This is a genomic window from Streptomyces coelicoflavus, assembly GCF_003112555.1.
Lineage (GTDB): Bacteria > Actinomycetota > Actinomycetes > Streptomycetales > Streptomycetaceae > Streptomyces > Streptomyces coelicoflavus.
Genome location: NZ_BEWB01000002.1, coordinates 690264 through 705443, shown reverse-complemented (window position 1 = coordinate 705443; position 15180 = coordinate 690264). Strand labels below are relative to the sequence as shown.

At 72.3% G+C, this 15180-nt stretch carries 17 protein-coding genes; 13 read left to right on the top strand and 4 right to left on the bottom strand.

The window, feature by feature from the left end; all coding sequences use genetic code 11:
- The first annotated feature begins 70 nt into the window (after positions 1–70).
- The 3 genes from Sco07f_RS03220 to Sco07f_RS03210 all read left to right on the top strand — a co-directional run bounded on the left by Sco07f_RS03220 (position 71) and on the right by Sco07f_RS03210 (position 2989).
- Positions 71–754: a TetR family transcriptional regulator gene (locus Sco07f_RS03220; RefSeq protein WP_007449200.1), complete on the top strand. Its 684-nt coding sequence runs from the start codon at positions 71–73 to the stop codon at positions 752–754.
- A gap of 54 nt (positions 755–808) precedes the next feature.
- Entirely contained in the window at positions 809–2029 is a 1221-nt protein-coding gene (locus tag Sco07f_RS03215) for an alpha/beta hydrolase family protein (RefSeq protein ID WP_108986874.1), read from the top strand.
- Positions 2030–2095: 66 nt separating this feature from the next.
- A complete protein-coding gene (locus Sco07f_RS03210) occupies positions 2096–2989 on the top strand; it encodes a DUF4429 domain-containing protein (RefSeq protein WP_087791103.1) in 894 nt (297 codons plus the stop codon).
- A gap of 22 nt (positions 2990–3011) precedes the next feature.
- Here the strand turns inward: Sco07f_RS03210 and Sco07f_RS03205 are convergent, their stop codons facing one another.
- Together Sco07f_RS03205 and Sco07f_RS03200 are read right to left on the bottom strand one after the other, a co-directional pair.
- Complete coding sequence (locus Sco07f_RS03205; protein ID WP_108986873.1) at positions 3012–4028, bottom strand: aldo/keto reductase; 1017 nt, start codon at positions 4026–4028, stop codon at positions 3012–3014.
- A complete protein-coding gene (locus tag Sco07f_RS03200) occupies positions 4025–4522 on the bottom strand; it encodes a MerR family transcriptional regulator (RefSeq protein WP_167468001.1) in 498 nt (165 codons plus the stop codon). The genes Sco07f_RS03205 and Sco07f_RS03200 overlap by 4 nt, the downstream gene beginning before the upstream one ends.
- A gap of 109 nt (positions 4523–4631) precedes the next feature.
- Between Sco07f_RS03200 and Sco07f_RS03195 the strand changes: the two genes are divergently transcribed.
- Genes Sco07f_RS03195 through Sco07f_RS03185 form a run of 3 tightly spaced genes read left to right on the top strand, consistent with a single transcriptional unit; the run spans position 4632 to position 6361 of the window.
- A complete protein-coding gene (locus Sco07f_RS03195; protein ID WP_108986871.1) occupies positions 4632–5108 on the top strand; it encodes a GNAT family N-acetyltransferase in 477 nt (158 codons plus the stop codon).
- A 19-nt stretch (positions 5109–5127) separates the two neighbouring features.
- On the top strand, positions 5128–5949 hold the full coding sequence (locus Sco07f_RS03190) for a serine hydrolase domain-containing protein (RefSeq protein ID WP_007449230.1): 822 nt from the start codon (positions 5128–5130) through the stop codon (positions 5947–5949).
- A gap of 1 nt (position 5950) precedes the next feature.
- Entirely contained in the window at positions 5951–6361 is a 411-nt protein-coding gene (locus Sco07f_RS03185; protein ID WP_108986870.1) for a hypothetical protein, read from the top strand.
- An 18-nt stretch (positions 6362–6379) separates the two neighbouring features.
- On the opposite strand, the gene Sco07f_RS03180 is transcribed toward Sco07f_RS03185, so the two are convergent.
- On the bottom strand, positions 6380–7042 hold the full coding sequence (locus Sco07f_RS03180) for a pirin family protein (RefSeq protein WP_108986869.1): 663 nt from the start codon (positions 7040–7042) through the stop codon (positions 6380–6382).
- Positions 7043–7150: 108 nt separating this feature from the next.
- Between Sco07f_RS03180 and fasR the strand changes: the two genes are divergently transcribed.
- The 5 genes from fasR to Sco07f_RS03155 all read left to right on the top strand — a co-directional run bounded on the left by fasR (position 7151) and on the right by Sco07f_RS03155 (position 12170).
- The gene (gene fasR / locus Sco07f_RS03175; RefSeq protein WP_108986868.1) at positions 7151–8356 is read left to right on the top strand and encodes a fatty acid biosynthesis transcriptional regulator FasR; all 1206 of its coding nucleotides are present in this window, start codon (positions 7151–7153) and stop codon (positions 8354–8356) included.
- An 89-nt stretch (positions 8357–8445) separates the two neighbouring features.
- Positions 8446–9372: an ACP S-malonyltransferase gene (locus Sco07f_RS03170; RefSeq protein WP_108986867.1), complete on the top strand. Its 927-nt coding sequence runs from the start codon at positions 8446–8448 to the stop codon at positions 9370–9372.
- A 16-nt stretch (positions 9373–9388) separates the two neighbouring features.
- Positions 9389–10420: a ketoacyl-ACP synthase III gene (locus Sco07f_RS03165; RefSeq protein ID WP_108986866.1), complete on the top strand. Its 1032-nt coding sequence runs from the start codon at positions 9389–9391 to the stop codon at positions 10418–10420.
- A gap of 102 nt (positions 10421–10522) precedes the next feature.
- Positions 10523–10771 carry an acyl carrier protein gene (locus Sco07f_RS03160; RefSeq protein ID WP_007449219.1) on the top strand — a complete coding sequence of 83 codons (249 nt, stop codon included), beginning with the start codon at positions 10523–10525 and terminating at the stop codon, positions 10769–10771.
- 109 nt (positions 10772–10880) lie between these two features.
- Entirely contained in the window at positions 10881–12170 is a 1290-nt protein-coding gene (locus Sco07f_RS03155; RefSeq protein WP_007449217.1) for a beta-ketoacyl-[acyl-carrier-protein] synthase family protein, read from the top strand.
- 88 nt (positions 12171–12258) lie between these two features.
- Here Sco07f_RS03155 and Sco07f_RS03150 read toward each other — a convergent pair whose 3' ends face one another.
- Positions 12259–12753, bottom strand: a complete 495-nt coding sequence (locus Sco07f_RS03150; protein ID WP_087791096.1) for a DUF3145 domain-containing protein — start codon at positions 12751–12753, stop codon at positions 12259–12261.
- 258 nt (positions 12754–13011) lie between these two features.
- On the opposite strand from Sco07f_RS03150, the gene Sco07f_RS03145 reads away from it, so the two are divergent.
- Positions 13012–13923, top strand: a complete 912-nt coding sequence (locus tag Sco07f_RS03145; protein WP_087791095.1) for an SGNH/GDSL hydrolase family protein — start codon at positions 13012–13014, stop codon at positions 13921–13923.
- Positions 13924–13987: 64 nt separating this feature from the next.
- Positions 13988–14959: an aldose epimerase family protein gene (locus tag Sco07f_RS03140; RefSeq protein ID WP_108986865.1), complete on the top strand. Its 972-nt coding sequence runs from the start codon at positions 13988–13990 to the stop codon at positions 14957–14959.
- Positions 14960–15180 lie beyond the last annotated feature (221 nt).

Sequence of the window (15180 nt, the reverse complement as noted above, 5' to 3'; positions counted from 1 at the left end):
CACGAGTCAGTAACTGACAAGACATCCCCCATTTAGCCTGAACTGGGGAAACGTACGAAGGAGACGACTTTTGAAGGTGGCCGGCACGTCGGCACCGCCGGAGACCGCCCCCGCGGCCTCCCGCCCCGGCCTGCGCGAACTCAAGAAACAGCGCACCCGGGACCTGCTGCTGCGCTCCGCCCTCGAGCTGTTCACCGAACGCGGTTACGAGGAGACGACCGTCGACGACATCGCCGAGGCCGCCGACGTCTCGCAGCGCACCTTCTTCCGCTACTTCGCCTCCAAGGAGGACGCGGCGTTCTTCGTGTCCCGGCTCGCGGAGTCCCGCTTCGTCGACGCCGTGCACGCGCGGCCGCCCGAGGAGGCACCCCTGGACGCGCTGCGCATGGCCCTGGCGGAGAGCTGGAACACCATCGGCGAGGCCGTGGAACAGCTGGTCCCGCTGGAGCTGCACATGCGTTTCTACCGGGTGGTCGAGTCGACGCCCGCGCTGCTCGCCGCCCATCTGCGGCGCGCGACGGAGCTGGAGGAGGAGATCGCCCGCGTCGTCGCCGCCCGCGAGGGCCTGGACATCGACCGGGACCCCCGGCCCCGCGTGGTCGTGGCCGTCTTCGGCGCCGTGATGAGGGTCACCGAGCGGATCTGGTCGGCGCGCGACGACGCCGGCCTGGCGGCCCTGCGGGACCTGACGACCACTTACCTGGACCAGGTGGCACCCGCGCTCACCGGGAACTGGCGCCGCGCCGAAACGTGATCCGTGTCACTGGATTCACGCGAGACCGGCCCGTTCTCCTAGTGTGTCCTCCCAGTGACTTCCTTCGACACCTCCCCGCAGCTGAACGTCTGGCGCGTACTGCTCGCCCTGGCCGTGGTGTTCGTGATGCTGGCGACCACCGGCTGGACCGCCCTGCGCGACCGGCGGGGCCCCACCGCCCTCGAAGCGTCGGTCACGGCCTGGGAACACGGCCGGATCGACGGACGGCGGCTGCCCGACGCACAGGCGTCGCCCACCCGGCTGGCCCGCTTCTTCGCCTCGCTCACCGCATGGCAGCGCACCAGCCTGGCCCACCGGTATCCGCTGGCCGTCGGCAACATGAACGGCGCCCCCGTCCAGCTGCGCTACGTCGCCAACCGTTCCGCGCTGCACAAGGCGCGGTCGGTGGAGCGGAAGCGCATGCACGACAAGCACCTGTCCCCGGCCGGGCAGCGCGAGGCGGGCCGGCGGATGCACAACTACGAGTCGCTGCTCGACCCGGGCCGGCACATCCTCGCCTTCGATCCGGCGGGCTCGGGCAGGGTCGCCGAGGTGTTCGGGAACCTGAACCGCGCCGACCGCGTGTCCGTGGTCGTGCCCGGCGTCGACACCGAACTGCTCACCTTCCAGCGCACCGACCGCAAGAAGTACGCGGCGCCCGTCGGCATGGCCCGCTCCCTGTACGCGGCCGAGCGCGCGGCGAGCCCCGGCACCGGCACGGCCGTGATCGCCTGGGCCGACTACACCTCCCCCAGTGGCCTCGGCATGGAGGCGGCCACGGCGAACCGCGCCGCACACGGGGCCGTACGGCTGAACGCCCTGCTGCGCGCACTGCCCGGCAAGACGCCCGTCTCCCTGTTCTGCCACAGCTACGGCTCCGTGGTGTGCGGCCTCGCCGCCGACACGCTGCCCCGCCGGGTGACCGACATAGCGGTGGCCGGCAGTCCCGGCATGCGCGCCGAGAACGCCTCCCACCTGGACACCTCCGCCCGGGTGTGGGCGATGCGGGACGCCGACGACTGGATCCAGAACGTGCCGTACCTGGAGGTCGGCGGGCTCGGGCACGGGGCCGACCCGGTGTCCGCCGACTTCGGGGCGCGGGTGCTGTCGGCGCGGGACGCCCGGGGACACAGCGGCTACTTCGTCCCCGGCACCGACAGCCTGCGGAACTTCGCGGGGATCGGCGTTGGCGCATACCGCACGGTCGCCTGCGCCGGCGAAGACGACACATGCCGGGCGGATTTGTCCGTGGCGACGGCGGCCGGACGCGCGTAGAGGCGCAGAAACTCCGGTTTGCACGGGGAGGGGACGAAGAGGCTCATGCCGCATACGATGAGCCGCATGGGTGACGTACTGGCCGGATTTCATGCCGCCTGGGAGTTCGAGTCCGACTCCGTGCTCATCCGCTACGAACGGGGGATTCGAACACCCAAGCTGTTTCAGGCCCTGGGGGAACGCCGGGTGCCCCTGGAGGCGATCGAGGGCGTGACGCTCACGCCGGGCAGGCGCGGCACCGTCGTGCTGCGCGTCCAGCCGCGCGCGGGCGCCGATCCGCTGATCGAGGCGGCGGCCGGACAGCTGAAGGAGAGCGGCGACCCCTACCGGCTGGTACTGCCCGCCGAACGGGAGACGCTCGCGGAGTACTACGCCGACGAGCTGACGGCGCTGCTGACCGGGTCCGGCAGGACCGAGCGCTACCTGGTGGCCCCGCCCGAGGCTCCGCTGCACTTCAAGGCGTACGACGGGAAGGCGTCCTTCGACGGGAAGGCGGTGTCCTTCCGGTGGTCCTGGACGGGCGCGTCCTCGGCGAAGTGGAAGGCCGGCGACCAGAGCTTCCCGGTCGCCGGCCTCGGCGGGGTGGAGTGGCGGTCCCCCGAGACGTTCGAGGGCTACCTGCGGCTGCTGCCCCGCGACGCCGACGCGGTGGCCGGTACGGCTGCCCCGGCCGCCCCGGCCGCACCGCCCGTCCCCCAGGCCGACCAGGATCCGGCGGCGGTCGTGTTCGGCCTCGGGTACGGGCCGGTGCACGAGTCACTGCCGTTCGCGGCGGCCGTGCTGGCGGCGGTGCGGGAGCGGGGCGCCGTGGCGCCCGTTCCCGTTCCGGTGCCGGCGCCGCGTCGTGACCCGGCGGACATCGCCGAGCGGATACGGCATCTGGGGGAGCTGCATCAGCAAGGGCTGGTGACGGACGAGGAGTTCTCCTCGAAGAAGGCGGAGTTGCTGGCGGAGCTTTAGCGTCCGTCCTCGGGGCGCTTCTCTACTCCCGTCCGGCAGACGTGAACGTCATGTCCGCGTAGCGGTCGCCTGCGACCTTTTCCGCGATCGGTTCCAGTGCGGACAGCTCGGTCTCCGTCAGGACGATCCTCGTCGCCCCCGTGTTCTCCTCCACCCGCGTCGGCTTCCGCGTGCCCGGGATCGGGACGACCGGGAGGTCGTGGATCCGGGCGCGCTGCTGGACCCAGGCCAGGGCGATCTGGCCGAGGGTGGCGCCGTGGGCCTCGGCGAGGGCGCGGACCGGGGCGAGGAGGGCCGCGTTGGCCGCCGCGTTGCCGCCGGTGAAGCGGGGCTGCTGACGGCGGAAGTCGCCGTCGGTGAGGTCCTGTTCGGCGTCGGTGAAGGAGCCGGTGAGGAAGCCCCGGCCGAGCGGCGAGTAGGGGACGAGGGTCACGCCCAGTTCGCGGGCGGCCGGCACCACGCCCGCCTCGATGTCCCGGCTGAACAGCGACCACTCCGACTGCACGGCGGCGATGGGGTGCACCGTCTGCGCGGCCCGCAGCTCGTCCCCCGTCACCTCGCTCAGCCCGAGCTGCTTGACCTTGCCCTCGCGGACCAGGTCGGCCATGACGCCGACGGTCTCCTCGATCGGCACGTTCACGTCGCGCCGGTGCATGTAGTAGAGGTCGATCACGTCGAGGTCCAGACGGCGCAGGCTCGCCTCGACGGCCTCCCGGATGTACGGCGCGTCGTTGCGGATGATCCGCCTGGTCGGGTCGTCCGGCGGAATCGACAGGGCGAACTTGGTCGCGACGACGACCTCGTCGCGGTGGGCCTTGAAGAAGGGCGAGAGGAACCGCTCGTTCTCGCCCGCGCCGTAGGCGTCGGCGGTGTCGTACAGCGTGACGCCCAGCTCCAGCGCCCGCTCCAGGGTCGCCCGCGAGGCGTCGGCGTCCGTCGGTCCGTAGGCGAAGCTCATGCCCATGCAGCCGAGGCCCTGGACGCCCACCTCCGGGCCGCCCGCGCCGAGCCGGGCCGTCGGGATCCTGCTGTCGGTCATCGGTTCCCCTCTTCCTCACGGGCACGTCCCGCGTCCCCGTAGAAACTGATCTTGCGGTCGAGTACGGCGACGGTGTCCTGGAGTTCGGCGATCCGCGTCAGCACGTCGCGCCGGGTGGATTCCAGCAGTTCCCGCCGGTCGAGGTAGGTGCTCTCGCCCTCGCGCACCATCTCCGCGTACCGCACCATGTCGGCGACCGGCATGCCGGTCATCCGCAGCTTGCCGACGAAGTCGAGCCAGTCCAGGTCGCCGTTGCTGTAGCGGCGCTGCCCGGTGTGCGAGCGGTCGATGTGGGACATCAGGCCGATCCGCTCGTACCAGCGCAGCGTGTGGGCCGTCAGGCCGGTGAAGGCGACCACCTCGCTGATCGTGTAGCGGTCCTGCCCGTCGGGGCGCGGGTGGCGCCGGGGCGGGGTGGAGCAGATGTCGGTTCCCGTGGCGTGGCCGGTGGCGTCGGGACCGAGGGTCCCCGCCGTGGTCTGCATCACCGTCATGGCCTCAACGCTATGACCTTGGAGTGCACTCCAGGCAAGCGACGCCGGCCGGAACCCACCGCCGGAAATCCGCAGGACACACGACCCGGCAGGTCACTAGCGTGCGGGCATGAGTCTCGTACGCCGTGCCGTCGCCGAGGACGCGGAGGAAGTGCTCCGCCTCCGGCAGGTGATGATCGCTTCCGTCAGTCCCGACGCCTCCACCGACTGGCAAACGGAATCGCTGCCCGGCCTGCGGTCGAGACTGGCCGATCCGGACGGGGACTTCGCGGCGTTCGTGGTCGACCACCCGGACCACCCCGACCGGCCGGACGCTCTGGCGGCGCTGGTGGTGGGGACGCTGGAGTACCGGATCGGCGGTCCGAACAGGCCGGGCGGTCTGCTCGGGTACGTCTTCAGCGTCGCCACCGACCCGGACGCCCGGCGCCGCGGGTACGCGCGGGCGTGCATGGACGCGCTGCTGGAGTGGTTCCGCGAGCGCGGCGTGGGGCACGTCATGCTGACGGCCTCCCCCGACGCCGAGCCCCTCTACGCGTCGATGGGCTTCACGCGCGACGCGACCCCCTCGATGCGGCTGTACCTCTGAGCCGCTTAGGCTCGGTGCCATGTCCTTGAAGAGCCTCGCGTCGATCGAGAACTGGCCGGTCCCCACCGCCGCGGCGGGCGCCGTACGCGCCGACGGCACGATCCTCGGCACCCACGGGCCGACCACGCACCGCTTCCCGCTCGCCTCGGTCACCAAGCCGCTCGCGGCGTACGCGGCGCTCGTGGCGTACGAGGAGGGCGCGATCGAGCTGGACGAGCCCGCCGGGCCGCCCGGGGCGACGGTCCGTCACCTGCTCGCGCACACGTCGGGCCTGGCCTTCGACGAACACCGGACGACCTCCGCACCCGGGGAGCGCCGGCTGTACTCCAACGCCGGTTTCGAGCAGCTCGGCGACCACATCGCGAAGGCGGCGGACATGCCGTTCGCCGAGTACGCGCGGCAGGCGGTCCTGGAGCCGCTGGGCATGAAGTCCACCGCCCTCGACGGCTCCCCCGCGAAGGACGGCGTCTCCACGGTCGAGGACCTGCTCCGCTTCGCCGCCGAGGTGCAGGCGCCCCGGCTGCTCGACCCGCGCACGGTCGCCGAGGCGATGACCGTCCAGTACCCGGGCACCAAGGGCGTCCTGCCGGGCTACGGCCACCAGAACCCCAACGACTGGGGCCTCGGCTTCGAGATCCGCGACGGCAAGTCCCCGCACTGGACGGGCTCCGCCTCCTCCCCCCGCACCTTCGGCCACTTCGGCCAGTCCGGCACCTTCCTGTGGCTCGACCCGGACGCGGGCCTCGCCTGCGTGGCCCTCACCGACCGCGCCTTCGGCCCCTGGGCGGTGGAGGCGTGGCCGCCGTTCACGGACGGGGTGCTGGCGGAGGTGCGCGGCTGAGGTGGCCTACTCCCTGGGCCTGTACTCGTTCTCCGACGGCGAGTTGGCCGCGTTCGACATGGACGTGGTCCGGGCGGTCCTCTCGCCCGTCGCAGCCGTGCCCGAGGAGGTGATCGACGGGGCGACGGAGTGCTGGATCCGCGCCGCCGACGGCAGCGAGGCCGAGGTGAGCGTCTCCGGCGGCCTGATCTGTGTGATACGCCCACAGGCCGGCGACGTGTGGAAGATCATCGTCGAACTGGCCGACCGGCTCCGCGCGGCGGTCCTCCTCCCCGACGGCACGCTCCTGTGCCGGGAGGAGATCCGCGGACACCTCCCCGGAGGCATGGAGCACGATGCCGTTCTCGTCCCGGAGATCACCCTCGCGGCCTTCGAGAGGGCGGCGGGCCCGTTCACGCACCCGCTGGCCTGAGGCGCGGCCTCTGCCCCGTCAGCGGGCCGCCATCTCCCACACCAGCAGCTCCGCGCCGGACGCCGCCCCCGCCACCGCTTCCAGCGCCTCGGCGTCCGTGACGCGGGCCGAGTCCCCCGCGCCCAGCGCCTCCCCGCCCAGCGTCACCTCGCCCCGCACCACATGCACGTACACGTACGCCCCGTCCGGCACCGCCGTCCGCTCCCCCGGTGACAGGCGGCGTACGTGGAGCATCGCTCCGGCCTCCGGGACGGCGTACGGGGTGGAGTCGGCGATGCCCCGGACGGTCTCGTAGGCCGGGTCGCCGCCGGGATCCAGCGGGGCCAGCCACATCTGGACGAAGGTGAGGGGGACCGGCGCGTCGTTGCGCTCGACGTGGCGGACGCCGTCCGCGGCGCTGAGGCGTTGCACGTCCCCGGCGCGGACCACCGTCTCGCGGCCCGTGCTGTCGCGGTGGGTCAGCTCGCCCGACACGACCCAGGTGACGATCTCGGTGTGGCTGTGCGGGTGTTCGTCGAAGCCGGCGCCGGGGGCGAGGTGCTCCTCGTTGCAGGCCAGCAGCGCCCCGAAACGCAGGTTGCCGGGGTCGTAGTGGGGGCCGAAGGAGAAGGCGTGGCGGGAGGTGATCCCGGCGGCCGGATCACCGCCCGGATAGCGCTCGTCGGCGCGGCGTACGTCCATCACGCTGTTCACCGTAGACCCGGCGCGGCACGGTCCGGAGCGCGGCCGTGCCGTGCAGTACCGCCCCGGCGGCACACCCGCCCGGCCCGATAAGGCAGTCTTGTCCCCGTGCCCGAACCCGAAACCGGCAAGCCCGACGCCCCCGCCCAGCCCCCTCACTCGCACACCGCGACGCTGAAACGGCTGGAGCAGTCCTCCGGATCGCTCGCCGCGCAGGCCATCGCGCGCATGGACGAGACGCTGCCGTGGTATCGGGCCATGCCACCGGAGAACCGTTCCTGGATCGGGCTGGTCGCCCAGGCCGGCATCGCCGCGTTCACCGAGTGGTTCCGGCGGCCGGACGCGCCGCAGGCCATCTCCACCGACGTCTTCGGCACCGCGCCGCGCGAGCTGACCCGGGCGATCACGCTGCGGCAGACCGTGGAGATGGTGCGGACCACCATCGAGGTGATGGAGTCCGCGATCGACGAGGTCGCCGCGCCCGGCGACGAGTCCGTGCTGCGCGAGGCGCTGCTCGTGTACGCCCGGGAGATCGCCTTCGCGACCGCCCAGGTGTACGCCCAGGCCGCCGAGGCACGCGGTGCCTGGGACGCGCGCCTCGAGTCGCTGGTGGTGAACGCCGTGCTCAGCGGCGAGGCCGACGAGGGGGCCGTGTCGCGGGCGGCCGCGCTGGGATGGAACTCGCCCGAGCACGTCTGTGTCGTCCTCGGCACCGCGCCCGACGGGGACTCCGAGCTGACCGTGGAGGCCATCCGGCGCGCGGCCCGGCACGCCAAGCTCCAGGTACTGACCGGGGTGCTCGGGGACCGGCTGGTCGTGATCGCCGGGGGCCGCAACGATCCGCTCGCGGTGGCGAAGTCGCTGATCGGGCCGTTCGCGCAGGGGCCGGTCGTCGCCGGTCCCGTGGTGTCGGACCTGCTGGCCGCGACCCGGTCCGCGCAGGCCGCCGCGGCCGGACTGAAGGCGTGCACCGCCTGGCAGGACGCGCCGCGCCCGGTGCTCGCCGACGATCTGCTGCCGGAGCGCGCGATCGCCTCCGACCCCTCGGCCCGTGAGCAGTTGGTGGAGGAGATCTACAGACCGTTGCAGGAGGCGGGGGCGGCTCTCCTGGAGACGCTCAGCGTCTATCTCGAACAGGCGAGCAGTCTGGAGGGTGCGGCCCGGATGCTCTTCGTTCACCCGAACACCGTGCGCTACCGGCTCCGACGTGTGACTGACGTCACCGGATGGTCACCCTCTGATGTACGGTCTGCGTTCACACTGCGGATCGCGCTCATCCTGGGGCGTCTGGCCGACGGAGATCCGCAGTTCTAGGATTTTGTGCAGGGTCCACAAAACCCGCTCCCGTTCTTCGTCCCTGTCCCCACGGGCGGTCGTGGCCGTCCTCAAGAGAGAGTGTGAGAGTGCTCGTACTCGTCGCTCCCGGCCAGGGCGCCCAGACGCCCGGCTTCCTGACTGACTGGCTCGCCCTCCCCGGTGCCGCTGACCGCGTCGCCGCGTGGTCGGACGCCATCGGACTCGATCTCGCCCACTTCGGCACCAAGGCCGACGCGGACGAGATCCGAGACACGTCCGTCGCCCAGCCGCTGCTGGTCGCCGCCGGAATCCTCTCCGCCGCGGCACTCGGTGACATTTCCGAGATCGCGCCCGGCGCGGTCGCCGGTCACAGCGTCGGCGAGATCACCGCCGCCGTCTTCGCGGGCGTCCTCGACAACACCGCCGCGCTGTCCCTCGTACGCCGTCGGGGTCTGGCCATGGCCGAGGCCGCCGCGGTCACCGAGACCGGCATGTCGGCGCTGCTCGGCGGCGACCCCGAGGTGAGCGTCGCGCACCTGGAGAAGCTCGGCCTGACCCCGGCGAACGTGAACGGCGCCGGTCAGATCGTGGCCGCCGGCACCATGGCGCAGCTGGCCGCGCTGGGCGAGGACAAGCCCGAGGGCGTGCGCAAGGTCGTCCCGCTGAAGGTGGCCGGCGCGTTCCACACGCACCACATGGCGCCCGCGGTGGACAAGCTCGCCGAGGCCGCGAAGACGCTGACGCCCACCGACCCGAAGGTGACGTACGTCTCCAACAAGGACGGGCAGGCCGTCGCCTCCGGTGCCGAGGTGCTGGAGCGGCTGGTCGGTCAGGTCGCCAACCCGGTCCGCTGGGACCGGTGCATGGAGACGTTCAAGGAGCTCGGCGTCACCGCGCTGATCGAGGTGTGCCCGGGCGGCACGCTGACCGGGCTGGCCAAGCGGGCGCTGCCCGGCGTGAAGACGCTGGCCCTGAAGTCCCCCGCCGACCTCGACGCGGCCCGCGAGCTCGTCGCCGAGCACACCCAGGCCTGACAAGGAGCGCGAGAGCATGTCGAAGATCAAGCCCAGCAAGGGCGCCCCGTACGCGCGCATCCTCGGCGTCGGCGGATACCGCCCGACCCGGGTGGTGCCGAACGAGGTGATCCTCGAGACGATCGACTCGTCCGACGAGTGGATCCGCTCGCGCTCCGGCATCGAGACCCGGCACTGGGCCGGCCCCGAGGAGACGGTCGCCGCGATGTCCGTGGAGGCGTCCGGCAAGGCGCTCGCGGACGCGGGGATCGACGCCTCCCGGGTCGGCGCCGTGGTCGTTTCGACCGTGTCGCACTTCGCCCAGACCCCGGCCATCGCCACCGAGATCGCCGACCGGCTCGGCACCGACAAGGCCGCGGCCTTCGACATCTCGGCGGGCTGCGCGGGCTTCGGCTACGGGCTGACGCTGGCCAAGGGCATGGTCGTCGAAGGTTCGGCCGAGTACGTGCTGGTCATCGGCGTGGAGCGACTGTCCGACCTGACCGACCTGGAGGACCGGGCCACGGCCTTCCTGTTCGGCGACGGCGCGGGCGCGGTCGTGGTCGGCCCGTCCCAGGAGCCGGCGATCGGCCCGACGGTCTGGGGTTCGGAGGGCGACAAGGCCGAGACGATCAAGCAGACGGTCTCCTGGGACCGTTTCAGGATCGGCGACGTCTCCGAGCTGCCCCTCGACCGCGACGGCAACGTCAAGTTCCCCGCGATCACGCAGGAGGGCCAGGCGGTCTTCCGCTGGGCCGTGTTCGAGATGGCGAAGGTCGCGCAGCAGGCGCTGGACGCCGCCGGGATCAGCCCGGACGACCTGGACGTCTTCATCCCGCACCAGGCCAACGTGCGGATCATCGACTCGATGGTGAAGACGCTGAAGCTGCCGGAGCACGTCACGGTCGCCCGTGACATCCGCACCACCGGAAACACCTCGGCCGCCTCGATCCCGCTCGCGATGGAGCGGCTCCTGGCGACGGGTGACGCGAAGAGCGGCGACACCGCCCTCGTCATCGGCTTCGGGGCGGGTCTCGTCTACGCCGCGACGGTCGTTACCCTCCCCTAGGCACTCCGTGCCGGATCATGCGGTCCGGGACGGAGAGCAGCAACACCCGCCGCGACGCGGCGGGCCGCCACACCCTCTGGACAACAAAGAAGGAGCGCCATCATGGCCGCCACTCAGGAAGAGATCGTCGCCGGTCTCGCGGACATCGTGAACGAGATCGCCGGCATCCCGGTTGAGGACGTCCAGCTGGACAAGTCCTTCACCGACGACCTGGACGTCGACTCGCTGTCCATGGTCGAGGTCGTCGTCGCCGCCGAAGAGCGCTTCGACGTCAAGATCCCGGACGAGGACGTCAAGAACCTCAAGACGGTCGGCGACGCGACGAAGTACATCCTCGACCACCAGGCCTGATCCGCCGATACTCGGGCATACCCCGGGTATCTGGCAGATCCGGGCAGACTGCCCCGCCACCCGGCGGTGGCGCCGTACGAATCCGTATCCCGTTGGAGAAAGAATTCCCGTGAGCTCGACCAATCGCACCGTGGTCGTCACCGGTATCGGCGCAACCACACCGCTGGGTGGCGACGCAGCCTCGACCTGGGAGGGCCTGGTCGCCGGCAGGTCCGGCGTCAAGCCCCTGGAGCAGGAGTGGGCCGCCGACCAGGCGGTCCGCATCGCCGCGCCCGTGGCCGTGGACCCCTCCGAGGTCATCCCGCGGCCGCAGGCCCGCCGCCTGGACCGCTCGGCGCAGTTCGCGCTGATCGCGGCGCAGGAGGCCTGGAAGGACGCCGGGTACTCCGGCAAGGCGGGCGAGAGCCCCGCCGAGGAGGGGGCGGCCCACGTCGACCCCGACCGGCTCGGTGCGGTCATCGCCTCCGGCATCGGCGGCGTGACGACCCTCCTCGACCAGTACGACGTGCTCAAGGAGAAGGGCGTCCGCCGCGTCTCCCCGCACACCGTCCCCATGCTCATGCCGAACGGCCCCTCGGCCAACGTGGGCCTGGCCGTGGGCGCCCGTGCGGGCGTGCACACGCCGGTGTCCGCCTGCGCGTCGGGCGCCGAGGCCATCGGCTACGCCATCGAGATGATCCGCACCGGCCGTGCCGACGTCGTCGTCGCGGGCGGCACGGAGGCGGCGATCCACCCGCTGCCCATCGCCGCGTTCGGCAACATGATGGCGATGTCCAAGAACAACGACGACCCGCAGGGTGCCTCGCGCCCCTTCGACACGGGCCGCGACGGCTTCGTCCTCGGTGAGGGCGCCGGCGTCCTCGTCCTGGAGTCCGCCGAGCACGCCGCCGCGCGCGGCGCCCGGGTCTACGCGGAGGCGGTCGGCCAGGGCATCTCCGCCGACAGCCACGACATCGTGCAGCCGGAGCCGGAGGGCCGCGGCATCTCCGCCGCCCTGCAGAACCTGCTGGACCGCAACGACCTGGACCCGGCCGAGATCGTGCACGTCAACGCGCACGCCACCTCGACGCCGGCCGGTGACATCGCCGAGCTGAAGGCGCTGCGCAAGGTCCTCGGCGACGACGTCGACCACATGGCGGTCTCCGGCACCAAGTCGATGACCGGTCACCTCCTCGGGGGCGCGGGCGGCGTGGAGTCCGTGGCGACCGTGCTCGCCCTGTACCACCGGGTGGCGCCGCCGACGATCAACGTCGAGAACATCGACCCGGAGGCCGAGGCCAACGCGGACATCGTCCGCGGCGAGGCCCGCAAGCTGCCGGTCGAGGGCCGGATCGCCGCGCTGAACGACTCGTTCGGCTTCGGCGGGCACAACGTGGTTCTCGCGTTCCGGTCGGTCTGACGGACGCACCCGCGCGCACGAGGAAGGCCCCCCACCGGCCGGTGGGGGGCCTTCCTCGTGCCCGGACGGCGCCGGTGGTCACACCACGTCACACCACCTGGTGCAGCCAGCGGACCGGGGCGCCCTCGCCGGCGTGGCGGAAGGGCTCCAGTTCGTCGTCCCAGGGCTTGCCGAGGAGCTTGGCGATGTCCGACTCGAGGTCGGTCTCGCCGCGCTGGGAGCGGACCAGGGCGGCGCGCAGCCGGTCCTCGGGGATCATGATGTCGCCGTGGATGCCGGTGACGGCGTGGAAGATGCCGAGGTCGGGAGTGCAGCTGTAGCGCTCGCCCTCGACGCCCGCGGAGGGTTCCGCGGTGACCTCGAAGCGCAGCAGCTGCCAGCCGCGCAGTGCCGAGGCGAGCTTGGAGGCGATGCCGGCCTGGCCCTGCCAGGAGAACTCCGAGCGCCAGGTGCCGGGCGCGGCGGGCTGCCGGATCCAGTCCAGGCCGACGCGCGTGCCGAGCACACCGGCGATGGCCCACTCGACGTGCGGACACAGCGCGCGCGGCGCGGAGTGCACGTACAGGACTCCACGTGTCGTCACCGGAACCTCCGGGCTGAGCGGGACATCTCGGAACGGGGTGGAACGGCCGTGACCGGGCGGGCCACGTTCATGGCGAGGCTACCGTGCGGCGGGGCAAGGAGTGTGACCTACCGTCGGTCCCGCCGTCGACAAAACGCCGCCATTCACCCGGCAGGACGCTTGTACGGGTGTGAGGCGTCGCATCGCCGCCCTCGGGAACCCTCGCGCGGTGTCATGGGTTGAGCACGGTGGAGGCACGAGGCGAGGGGTGGGACCGGTATGGGCCGAGGGACGGACCGGCGAACGCGGCGTGTCCGTCGCCGGGCGGGTGCCGCGCTCGCCGTCGTGACCGCCGCCGCCCTGGGCGCGGCGGGCTGCGACGCCGCGGGCGGCGACTCCCCCGCCCCCTCCGGCAGCGCGTCGAAGCGGGCGAAGACGGCCCCGGCCTGGGACACGAGCCCCGAGTCGGTCGCCGCCGTGGGCGACTCCATCACGCGCGGCTTCGACGCCTGCTCGGTGCTGTCGGACTGCCCCGAGGTGTCGTGGGCGACCGGCAGCAGCGCGGAGGTCGACTCGCTGGCCGTACGGCTGCTGGGGAAGGCGGACGCGGCCGAGCACAGCTGGAACTACGCGGTCACCGGCGCCCGGATGGCGGACCTGACCGGGCAGGTGACGCGGGCGGCGAAGCGGAAGCCGGAGCTGGTGGCGGTGATGGCCGGGGCGAACGACGCGTGCCGGGCCACGACCTCGGCGATGACGCCGGTGGCGGACTTCCGGGCGCAGTTCGAGGAGGCGATGGCCACCCTGCGCGAGAAGCTTCCCAAGGCGCAGGTGTACGTGTCGAGCATCCCGGACCTCAAGCGGCTGTGGTCCCAGGGGCGTACGAACCCGCTGGGCAAGCAGGTGTGGAAGCTGGGCATCTGTCCGTCGATGCTGGGCGACGCGGACTCCCTGGACCCGGCGGCGACGCTGCGGCGCAACACGGTGCGCGACCGGGTGGAGGACTACAACGAGGTGCTGCGGGAGGTCTGCGCGAAGGACCGGCGCTGCCGCACCGACGACGGCGCGGTGCACGCGTTCCGGTTCGGCACGGACCAGTTGAGCCACTGGGACTGGTTCCACCCGAGCGTGGACGGCCAGGCCCGGCTGGCGGAGATCGCGTATCGCGCGGTCACCGCGAAGAGTCCCTGACCGGAGTCCCTGACCGGAGTCCCTGACCCGGCCGCTGACCTGGGCGTGTCCTAGAGTTCCGCACATGAGCGAACTCTTCGGCACACTTTCCGACGGCACCCCGGTACACCGCTGGACCCTGGAGCGGGCCGGCGTACGGGTCCGGGTCCTGTCGTACGGCGGGATCGTGCAGTCGGCCGAGGTTCCGGACCGGGACGGCAACACCGCCGACGTGGTGCTGGGGTTCGCGGACCTGGACGGCTATGTGACGCACCCCGAGCCGTACTTGGGTGCGCTGGTGGGGCGGTACGCCAACCGGATCGCGGACGGACGCTTCCCGCTGGACGGGCGCACGTACGCGCTGGCGCCCAACGAGGGGCCGAACGTGCTGCACGGCGGCGCGCGCGGGTTCGACAAGCGCGTGTGGGACGTGGAGGCGGTCGCGGAGGGCGTCCGGCTGAGCCGGATCTCGCCGCACGGCGAGGAGGGCTTCCCGGGGCGCGTGGAGATGTCGGTGACGTACACGCTCCAGGAGTCGGGCGCGCTGCGGATCGCGTACGAGGCGGTCACGGACGCGCCGACGGTGCTGAACCCGACCAACCACAGCTACTTCAACCTGGGCGGCTCCGGGCACGCGGGCGGGCACGAACTGCGGCTGGCCGCCTCCCGGATCACACCGGTCGACGCCGGCCTGATCCCGACCGGCGGCCTCGACGACGTGACGGACACCCGCTTCGACTTCCGGCGGGCGCGCAAGGTCGGCTCGGGGTACGACCACAACTTCGTCCTGGACAAGGGCGTGACAGACGCCGCCGAGGAGGTCGCCGAGCTGTACGACCCGGCGTCGGGGCGGGTGCTCACGGTGGCGACGACCGAGCCGGGCCTCCAGCTGTACACCGCCGACCACCTGGGCGAGCCCTTCGCCCCCGGTGACGGGATCGCGCTGGAGACCCAGCACTTCCCGGACTCCCCGAACCGGCCCGGCTTCCCGAGCACGGTGCTGCGGCCGGGCGAGGTGTTCCGCTCGGAGACGGTGTACGGCTTCTCGGTGCGCTAGGGGGTGCCGAGCCCCGGCCCGGCCGTCAGGTTCCGGGCCGGGGCTGTTCACCGGGGCGCGCCCGCGGGCGTCCCTGGTCCGACGTTAATCGTCGTGGTGATCCGGCGGCCCGCGATCGCGCGTCCGATCAGGAGTTCGTACGAACCCTTCACAAACGGCTACGAGTCGGTCGTCACGCGCCATGGCGCCCGCCCCTCCTGTCACGCGATACTGCCGCCGTC

Coding starts and splice junctions, on each gene's coding strand:
- Sco07f_RS03210 (WP_087791103.1), top strand. CDS start 2,096: ATGGGTGACGTACTGGCCGGATTTCATGCCGCCTGGGAGTTCGAGTCC.
- Sco07f_RS03205 (WP_108986873.1), bottom strand. CDS start 4,028: ATGACCGACAGCAGGATCCCGACGGCCCGGCTCGGCGCGGGCGGCCCG.
- Sco07f_RS03200 (WP_167468001.1), bottom strand. CDS start 4,522: ATGACGGTGATGCAGACCACGGCGGGGACCCTCGGTCCCGACGCCACC.
- Sco07f_RS03195 (WP_108986871.1), top strand. CDS start 4,632: ATGAGTCTCGTACGCCGTGCCGTCGCCGAGGACGCGGAGGAAGTGCTC.
- Sco07f_RS03190 (WP_007449230.1), top strand. CDS start 5,128: ATGTCCTTGAAGAGCCTCGCGTCGATCGAGAACTGGCCGGTCCCCACC.
- Sco07f_RS03180 (WP_108986869.1), bottom strand. CDS start 7,042: ATGGACGTACGCCGCGCCGACGAGCGCTATCCGGGCGGTGATCCGGCC.
- Sco07f_RS03165 (WP_108986866.1), top strand. CDS start 9,389: ATGTCGAAGATCAAGCCCAGCAAGGGCGCCCCGTACGCGCGCATCCTC.
- Sco07f_RS03160 (WP_007449219.1), top strand. CDS start 10,523: ATGGCCGCCACTCAGGAAGAGATCGTCGCCGGTCTCGCGGACATCGTG.
- Sco07f_RS03145 (WP_087791095.1), top strand. CDS start 13,012: ATGGGCCGAGGGACGGACCGGCGAACGCGGCGTGTCCGTCGCCGGGCG.
- Sco07f_RS03140 (WP_108986865.1), top strand. CDS start 13,988: ATGAGCGAACTCTTCGGCACACTTTCCGACGGCACCCCGGTACACCGC.